The 7894-nt window shown below is 44.3% G+C and carries 7 protein-coding genes; 2 read left to right on the forward strand and 5 right to left on the reverse strand.

The window, feature by feature from the left end; all coding sequences use genetic code 11:
* Window positions 1–111: 111 nt before the first annotated feature.
* Together ACKX14_RS15165 and ACKX14_RS15170 are read left to right on the forward strand one after the other, a co-directional pair.
* The gene (locus ACKX14_RS15165; RefSeq protein ID WP_422449139.1) at window positions 112–909 is read left to right on the forward strand and encodes a methyl-accepting chemotaxis protein; all 798 of its coding nucleotides are present in this window, start codon (window positions 112–114) and stop codon (window positions 907–909) included.
* 77 nt (window positions 910–986) lie between these two features.
* Window positions 987–1736 carry a sulfite exporter TauE/SafE family protein gene (locus ACKX14_RS15170; RefSeq protein WP_422449141.1) on the forward strand — a complete coding sequence of 250 codons (750 nt, stop codon included), beginning with the start codon at window positions 987–989 and terminating at the stop codon, window positions 1734–1736.
* 333 nt (window positions 1737–2069) lie between these two features.
* Here the strand turns inward: ACKX14_RS15170 and ACKX14_RS15175 are convergent, their stop codons facing one another.
* The 5 genes from ACKX14_RS15175 to ACKX14_RS15195 all read right to left on the reverse strand — a co-directional run bounded on the left by ACKX14_RS15175 (window position 2070) and on the right by ACKX14_RS15195 (window position 7810).
* Window positions 2070–4634, reverse strand: a complete 2565-nt coding sequence (locus tag ACKX14_RS15175) for an S-layer homology domain-containing protein (RefSeq protein WP_422449143.1) — start codon at window positions 4632–4634, stop codon at window positions 2070–2072.
* 561 nt (window positions 4635–5195) lie between these two features.
* A complete protein-coding gene (locus ACKX14_RS15180) occupies window positions 5196–6089 on the reverse strand; it encodes a hypothetical protein (protein WP_422449145.1) in 894 nt (297 codons plus the stop codon).
* 89 nt (window positions 6090–6178) lie between these two features.
* Window positions 6179–7123, reverse strand: coding sequence for a signal peptide peptidase SppA (gene sppA / locus ACKX14_RS15185; RefSeq protein ID WP_422449147.1), 945 nt, complete (start codon window positions 7121–7123; stop codon window positions 6179–6181).
* A 92-nt stretch (window positions 7124–7215) separates the two neighbouring features.
* Window positions 7216–7575 carry a DUF5615 family PIN-like protein gene (locus ACKX14_RS15190; protein WP_422449149.1) on the reverse strand — a complete coding sequence of 120 codons (360 nt, stop codon included), beginning with the start codon at window positions 7573–7575 and terminating at the stop codon, window positions 7216–7218.
* Window position 7576: 1 nt separating this feature from the next.
* The gene (locus tag ACKX14_RS15195; protein ID WP_422449151.1) at window positions 7577–7810 is read right to left on the reverse strand and encodes a DUF433 domain-containing protein; all 234 of its coding nucleotides are present in this window, start codon (window positions 7808–7810) and stop codon (window positions 7577–7579) included.
* Between the last annotated feature and the right edge of the window lie 84 nt (window positions 7811–7894).

Genomic DNA, 7894 nt, shown 5'->3' on the forward strand with positions numbered 1-7894 from the left:
AATTATCATTTATGTAATATTAAGGTATACAAAGTTTTTACTTGACTTTTATTAAAAAATTTTATGCAACGCTAGTGGTTGTGATTACATCATTTCGAAAGAGGGTTCGATATGAAAGTTGGAATCGTCGGGGGCGGAAAAGCCGGCACAATTTTCCTTAAATCCCTTCTTGACATCAAAGACGTAGAAATTGTGGGCATTATGGACATAAATCCCGAGGCGCCCGGATTAAAACTTGCCAGTCAGAACAAAATACCCACTTTTACCGACCTGAAAGTTTTCCTGCAAAACGACATGGACATCGTGCTGGAGCTCACCGGAAATCAGTCGGTAAAAGATAATATAATGAAAAACAAAAAAGAGAAAACCCACGTAATGGATTCTCAAGCCGCCATGCTTGCTTCCCTCATGTCCGAACACCAGCAGAGTTTGAACGAAAAGCTGCAGCAGTACATAAGCCATATTGAGACCCTTTTAAAACACATAGCGTGCAATATATCCGAACTCAACGATACGGCCAGATCCATCGAAGAAACTTCACGCAGGATAATCAATTCGGTTTCGAACTCTATAGAAAGCATAAAGAAGACTGACAATATAATAAAAATCATAAACGACATAACCAACCGTATTAAAATCCTGGGCATAAACGCTTCTATAGAAGCCGCCAGAGCCGGAGAACACGGCAGCGGCTTTAAGGTCGTAGCCGATGAAATCGGCAAACTCACCGCCTCCAGCAAAAACGCCACCTCAGATATCACCGCCATCATAGAAAACATGAAGAGCGACATCGGCAATCTGTCCGAAATCACCCGCACTCTGGACGAAATCTGCAAAAAACAGATCGAAATTGCCGCCGCGCTGGAGGATCACAACAGGAAAATGGAGAATGTATTAATCAACGGTTGACGGAAAAGCAGCCGCGCAATAGGAACAACAAACCCCGGGAGCATACCCGGGGTTTGTTTTTTAAGGAGTTGAAAAATATGACTGCAAAATATTTTGTAATTCTTGGGACGGGAATCATTGCAGGCATTTTAAACACCATGGCCGGAGGCGGATCTATGCTGTCCGTTCCTGTTTTGATTTTTATGGGATTGCCCCCGGCGGTAGCCAATGGAACAAACCGGATAGCGTTAATGGTCGAAGGTATTATTGCAGTAACCACATTTCGAAGCAAAGGCTACTTCGACCTTCGATTGAGCCTTCTTCTGGGGCTGCCGGCCCTTACGGGCTCAATCGTTGGTGCCGGGCTTGCCATAAACACTCCGGACCGGATTTTTAATAAAATCATAGCGGCGGTCATGCTGGTGGTGATGGTTTTAATCATGTGGCAGCCGCAGAAACGAATCCATGCAGCATCGAAAACCCTCGACAAAAAGCGGATGATCGCCGCAATAATCAGTTTCTTCTTTATCGGTGTTTACGGTGGTTTTATTCAGCTGGGAATAGGATTCATAATGATAGCGGCGCTTTCGCTTATTACCGGTATGTCTCTGGTCAAGATCAACAGTATCAAGATGTTTGTCGGACTGATTTACATGATCTCATCTTTTCTGGTATTTGTTGTAAGCGGGAAGGTGGACTGGGGAACCGGACTGGCTCTTGCCGCCGGAAACGGTGCCGGCGCATGGCTTGGCAGCAATTTTACCGTGGCTGGCGGTGAAAAATGGGTGAAAATAATGCTTTTTGTCGCCGTTGCTTTTATGTCGGGGCGTTTGCTGGGACTTTTCTGAATGGACTCTCTTTGAATTCTCCTTCTACCATGATGCCTGATTTCAGCCATTGCCGTATCAGTTTCAGAATTCGCGTCATTTATACGCATCTCGACCATATACAGCCAGCCGGAAGCTCTCCGGCCCCTTGGCGGCTACCGGCACCGGATTTTCACCGGCAAGCAAATTGCAGCTTTGGTGGGCACGCAGCGGACAAGAAAAAAACCGATAGGGAAGAATCCCTATCGGTTTTTTTCTTGTGAAGTATTTGTTTTGTAGTCCTGGTATTTAGTGATCTTTCGTACGTTGCTATTTAATATCGTGCAAATATGAGGTTTGAGGTTGTGTTTTATTTTATTCTTCGATGAAAACTATTTTTACCAGATCTTGGTCAACTATCAAAGTCACTTTTGATCCTGATGTACCTGTGCCTGTCTTTATATCTCTGTATGCGGCTGTGTCGATACTATCATATCCATCGGTTACGTCGAAATACAATGTCTTGCTGCTGAGTGCATATGAGGTACCATTAACTGTGATGGAACTGCTGCTCTTTGCCGTCACATAGCCCGTTATTACTTCTACGGTACCAGTAAGGTCTCCCTCAATTCCTACAAGAGAAGTATGATCAGAATTTTGATATACTCTTCCTGCTACTGTTAATTTATTATCAGAATTCAAGGAGAATAATACTACATCTCCGATATTCTGCGCCGTACTAGATTTAAGTTTGTAATCTACTTCTTTGCCGCTGTATACCGATACTGTAGCAGCCCAATCCCCATCTTTATCTTTGTATTTATCCAGAACTACACCGAGCGATTTATCCTCTTGCTGGATCTGCGTAAATCCTTCCGTGAAAACTACCAACTTGGCTTTGTTTCCGTCGGAAACTATGATCGCTTTTACGGTATTGGTCCAGGTCTTATCCTTTATGTTATCCCATTTTACCACGTCAATGTCGTCCAACTCATCAATGATGATAGTATCATTGTTTACGATATATCTCTTAGATCCTGCTGATATTGTATCGTCATTTTTGTCAAAGGAATTCACTGTGAACACTGCTGTTGAATCTACATTCCAGGAATCACCCGATTTAGATGCAATTGCATATACAGTCATATCATTGATTACACCGTCTTTGTCGAGGGTGAAGCTAACTACTGCATATTTATCAGCGGAATCATTAACCAATGCCTTAAGGTCGCTTAAGCTAAAAACACCATTTGATGCTACAGTATGATCGTTTACAGTAATGGCCTTACCTGTTCCATTAGCGATATCCGCGTCAACGTTGTAGCTCTTGGAGCTGCCGGCAACATTGACTTTTACTACTTCATTGTAATCGTCAACTTTCAACAGTACGCCGTAGAAAGTATCGGAAGTTGTCTCGACACTTGACATCAGGTGGCGAACATCACCGGCAATATCCAGAATAGCTGTGGTGTCTTGACCTAACATATCTTCCAGTTTACTGTCATCTGCAGAGTAATCATAAATATTGTCGTTTTCATCGGGGGAGAAAGTTGCGCCATCTATAACATCATAAGTTGTTCCTTTTATCTTTACTTCACCAGCTTTTACTCTTTCAAGTTCGCCGGAAACGGTATTCCTTACTACAACGATATGATACATATCGTTATAATCGGCTACATAGATAACATCGTTGGGTTTAATGTCGTCGGGTTGAATAGTCTTCCCATTGAGGGTTATTACATATCCGTCACTAGGATCTTCCAAATCTATATCTACTTCATTTGAACCGTCATAGTAAGTAATGATATTATCATCGACTGATTCAACAAGACCGGCTTCCACTTTGTTGAAGTATTTGACATTGATCGCTACGACCTCGTTACCATCGAATACAAAGGTACCATATAGGTTATCGCTGATGAGGTTGCCACTACTATTTAAAAGGTCATCAATATCTGCACTCTCGCCATTTTTGTATACAACATAATCCTTTGCAAGTTTGTAAGTTTTGTCGGCTATCTTAAGTTTAATCTTATTTGCATCTTTATCTATACTGCTGATGACATCGACTTTTACATCGTCCCAGTTAGGATCAATAAAGAATATTTCATCATCGTTATTGACCCAAACGGTGACTTCCACGCCTAAAAGGCTTTCAATATCAACGGTCTTGTCGAGAACTGTATAGGTTGTTGCTTTGGTAATGGGCTGATCGTTATCAATTGGATCCACTGTTACTTTGTAATCGTATGCATCCACTGCGGTTACTCTGCCGTCGATCTCTTTAACCTTCAACTTGGACAAGAAGGTGGTGTCGCTTTCTTCGTAGCTCTTGAGATCGCCATAACCTGTCTGTTTCAGATGCTTTACTGTCAGTGAGTTGTCGATCATCTTGACAACGTCGCCGCGGAGTGCGGGAACATTGGGTGTAGCATTTACGTTGTCAAAAAGGCCCAGATCATCGGCTTTGCCCATGACACCGGCGGGCCAGGGAGCGCCCTCTACAGTTACGCCATAGTTCATGGCATACAGCAGCATCTTAGCCATTTCGGCATAGGTTACATTGTTGCTCGGCTTAAAGGTTCCATCTGGATAACCTTTGATTATACCCTGGCCTACTCCCAGGTTTATGTAGCCCGATGCCCAGTGGGTGGCGGCCACGTCTGTAAATTTGGTCTGCCCTTTCATGAGTTCGGCAGAACCCTCGAGGCCGGAAATTCTGATGACTAATGCCAGAGCTTCTGCACGGGTAATGGGTTTGTCGAGATTCAGGTTGCCCTTTTCATCGCCGCGGAGTATGCCCAGAGCCTGAGCTCTTACTACTTCAGGCGACTGTGCATTGGATGCCTGTGCATTATCGGCGGCGAACCCTACGCTCATGGTGCTGAGTACGAATGTGAGCACGAGCAGGGTTACGAGTAGTTTTTTAGCTTTTTTCATACTCAAATCCTCCTTTTGATTTTTAAAATACACTACATTAAAAAAGGCCTTTCCAATCCTCCTCCTGGTGTTATCCCCCCCTTCAAAATTTTTTATGGGAAGTTGTTTTTATCCTCTCTTTCAATCCCCTTTGCAGTTTATTTGTTTACAGTTATTTTTATTACTCATTTAATTCACATTTCTGCTGGATAATATTTATCCTGTATTTCTTATTTATCGACTTTTTTAAAACTGCAATACGAGATTGAAAGATATAAGCCACATAATATACTTCGACAAAAGGATAAAAATTCCTGTATAGCAGGCAAAAATATAAAGAAACTTTTATCTATAATAATGAGTTCTTATACCCTCATCCTGGATTTGAGTATGAATTTTTGGAAGAACTCATTATTAAGTTGTCAATGTTCAAATTCTATTGCTATTATAGCATCAGGGTTTTTGACGGTCAATACAATTGGTTGAATTGTAATATAAATGTAATATTGGAAAGGACTAAATTCGCAAGTATATATATTCGAGGGTATAGGGGCAAAGTCCTTCTTTCTGAAAAAAATTTTTTTAAAACATCCGGGGCATGAACGGCATCAAAAAGGACAGCATCAAGACGGTCATAAATATGGCCACCGCAATTACAATGAGCAGTGGGGCAAAGTAAGCCAGGGCGGCGCGGCCCGTGGAGAAGCCGTGGGTTTCCCGCACTGATATAATCTGGAGCACAACGGCCCACACACCGAATACGAGGCGAAAAGGCAGGCTCAGGTTTACGCCCGAAAGGCGAGAAACAAGGTTCACCGGTGCCATGAAGATGTAAGGCAGGGTGGAAAAAGCCATGGCCGCAAACAGGCCGGGCCCGGTATTTACCGGCATTTGAACCACCGTGGCCGAACCAGTTTCACCGGCGCAGCGGGCAGAGGGGTCGGCGGCCCCGTTTTTCTCCCGGGCTGCCGGATTTTCTGATAGTGGGTTTTCGACGGAGCCTTCGCCGGTGGTGGAATCGCCGGTATCGGGGCCGGCCGCGTTCAAAATCATCGGCACCCGGCGTTTAAAAAACTGGCATGAAAGTTCTATAATGCTGGTGAATATGAAATGCCACAGGGGCCTTATCAATATTGAGGCAGCGATAGAAAAAGCGATAAAATACGGCATCATCCGGCTCAAAGCAGGATAAATCCCTTCCAGTCCGGGGATATCGGGAGCTCCGGGGAAAAACGGAAGCATATGGCGTCCATAATACCTCATGGAAAATCCGGAAAGACGTGCGGGTATGGCGGTCAACGAGGGAAGCAGGTCCGAGAGTATCAGGACTATCAAACCCTGGAGGATCTTTTTTTCTAAAGAAACCCTCCTTAAGGTGTCCCTGGGCGCAAACATCACTCCGGATATGTCATCAAAAAAGTCCCGAAAAAAACCGTGCCGCGGTATATTGGGTTTTTGATTTTCTCTGTTTTCCATTTCTGAAACCTCCGGTATTTTATTTTACATTATATTATATGCGCTTAATATGACCTTGTTTTACAAAATACTGATGCCTGTCGGGTTTTTCACGGCGCCAGGATGCTCAAGCCGATGTTTTTAATGAGCCGGAGAAAGGACATATCCCGGTTGATGAGGTCCGCATCCGCGCCGTAATTAATGATACCCGGCACGGCGGACTTTACTCCGGAAAGCAGGGCCTCCAGGGCGGTCTTTTTGCCGTATTCTTTTATCACAGGTGTCCCTTTTATGCCCGCCAGGTCGGCGGCGATTCTGATGGCGTCGTAGTAGTTGCCCAGTTCGTCCACAAGGCCCAGTTCCTTTGCCTGCGTGCCGGTGAAAATCCTGCCGTCGGCAAGTTTCCTTACTTCCTCGACGCTCATGTTTCGGCCCCTGGCGACTATTTTTACAAATTGCTCGTACATCTCATCCACCATGCCCTGGAGGATCTTTCGCTCTTCGGCGGTCATGGGGCGGGTGGAGGAACCGATGTCCTTGTGGGGGGCGCTTTTTATGACGTTTTCTTTGAGGCCCAGCTTGCCGTACAGCCCTTCCACGTTTTGAAACTGCATGATGACGCCGATGCTGCCGGTGGTGGTGCCGGGGTTTGCCACTATTTTGTCGGCGGCGCAGGCCACCATATATCCTCCCGAAGCGGCCACGTCGCCCATGGAGACCACCAGCTTTTTGCCGGCCTCTTTTACTTTGAGGGCCTCTTCGTAAAGTTCCTGGGACGCGGCCACGGTGCCGCCGGGGCTGTTTATTCTGATGACAAGGGCGCCGATGTCAGGGTCTTCTGCGGCTTCGTGCAGCTGCGCCAGCACGGGGCCGGTGCCGGCGGCGGAGAAAAGCCCGGACGAACCCGACATTATGACACCCTCCAGCGTTATTACTCCCACCTGCTTTCTGGCGGGCTCCGCCTGGCGGCGGGGGCTTCCGGGCCCCAGGGCAAAGGCGGCAATGATGGAAACGGCGACGATAAGGATTAATATGACCGTAACGGTGCGTTTCAAAGGAATCGCTCCTTTCATTAAAAAATGTTAAATTCTATATGACCATCATATGTAATTTAAAAATAAAAATACCGGCGATGCCGGATTAAATCCTACCTAAAAGTCCTAAATTTATCTTTTTCTACAATAGTTAGCCGATTGTTAGTTATATTTAAGTCATCTATTTCTTTTAAAAAGCTTTCAAGAATACTATTGATATTTTCTACCGTTGGCGGATATGCTCGGATTACTAAAATACCGGCATGTTTATCCAGCGGAAATCTTAAAATATTGGCAAAATCAAGGTCACACGTTATCAAAACTCTACCTTCACTTTTAGCAAAATTTAAAACTTCTTTATCACTTGTACCACTAAAACCTTCCTCTTTAATATCCTTTACATCCAGACCATGAAAACGTAACAAATCAACCGTTTTTGGAGAAATATTTTCATCTGTCAAAAATCTAACCAATCTACTGCACCGCCTTAAAAGTAAAGACATCTTCTTCATACTTCATGAATTTCGCAGCGTATTTTAAGGCGCAGACGATGTCGGCCTTTTTTAGCTGTGGATAAGACTCTATTATCTTTTCCGTTGTATACCCAGCGGCAAGCAAATCTAAAATTAAATAAACCGGGATGCGAGTACCTTTTATAACAGGTTTACCGCACATTACCTCAGGGTCGATTATTATTCTATCCTCCATGTTCACTACCTCCTCGTATAATATATTTAGTAAATCAAACTTATTCAAATTCCAGTTAAACATGGACCTTGAAAACTAAATATA

The organism is Thermorhabdus hydrogeniformans, from assembly GCF_049310025.1.
Lineage (GTDB): Bacteria > Bacillota > Thermosediminibacteria > Thermosediminibacterales > Tepidanaerobacteraceae > JBJYKD01.

Coding starts and splice junctions, on each gene's coding strand:
- ACKX14_RS15165 (WP_422449139.1), top strand. CDS start 112: ATGAAAGTTGGAATCGTCGGGGGCGGAAAAGCCGGCACAATTTTCCTT.
- ACKX14_RS15170 (WP_422449141.1), top strand. CDS start 987: ATGACTGCAAAATATTTTGTAATTCTTGGGACGGGAATCATTGCAGGC.
- ACKX14_RS15175 (WP_422449143.1), bottom strand. CDS start 4,634: ATGAAAAAAGCTAAAAAACTACTCGTAACCCTGCTCGTGCTCACATTC.
- ACKX14_RS15180 (WP_422449145.1), bottom strand. CDS start 6,089: ATGGAAAACAGAGAAAATCAAAAACCCAATATACCGCGGCACGGTTTT.
- ACKX14_RS15195 (WP_422449151.1), bottom strand. CDS start 7,810: ATGGAGGATAGAATAATAATCGACCCTGAGGTAATGTGCGGTAAACCT.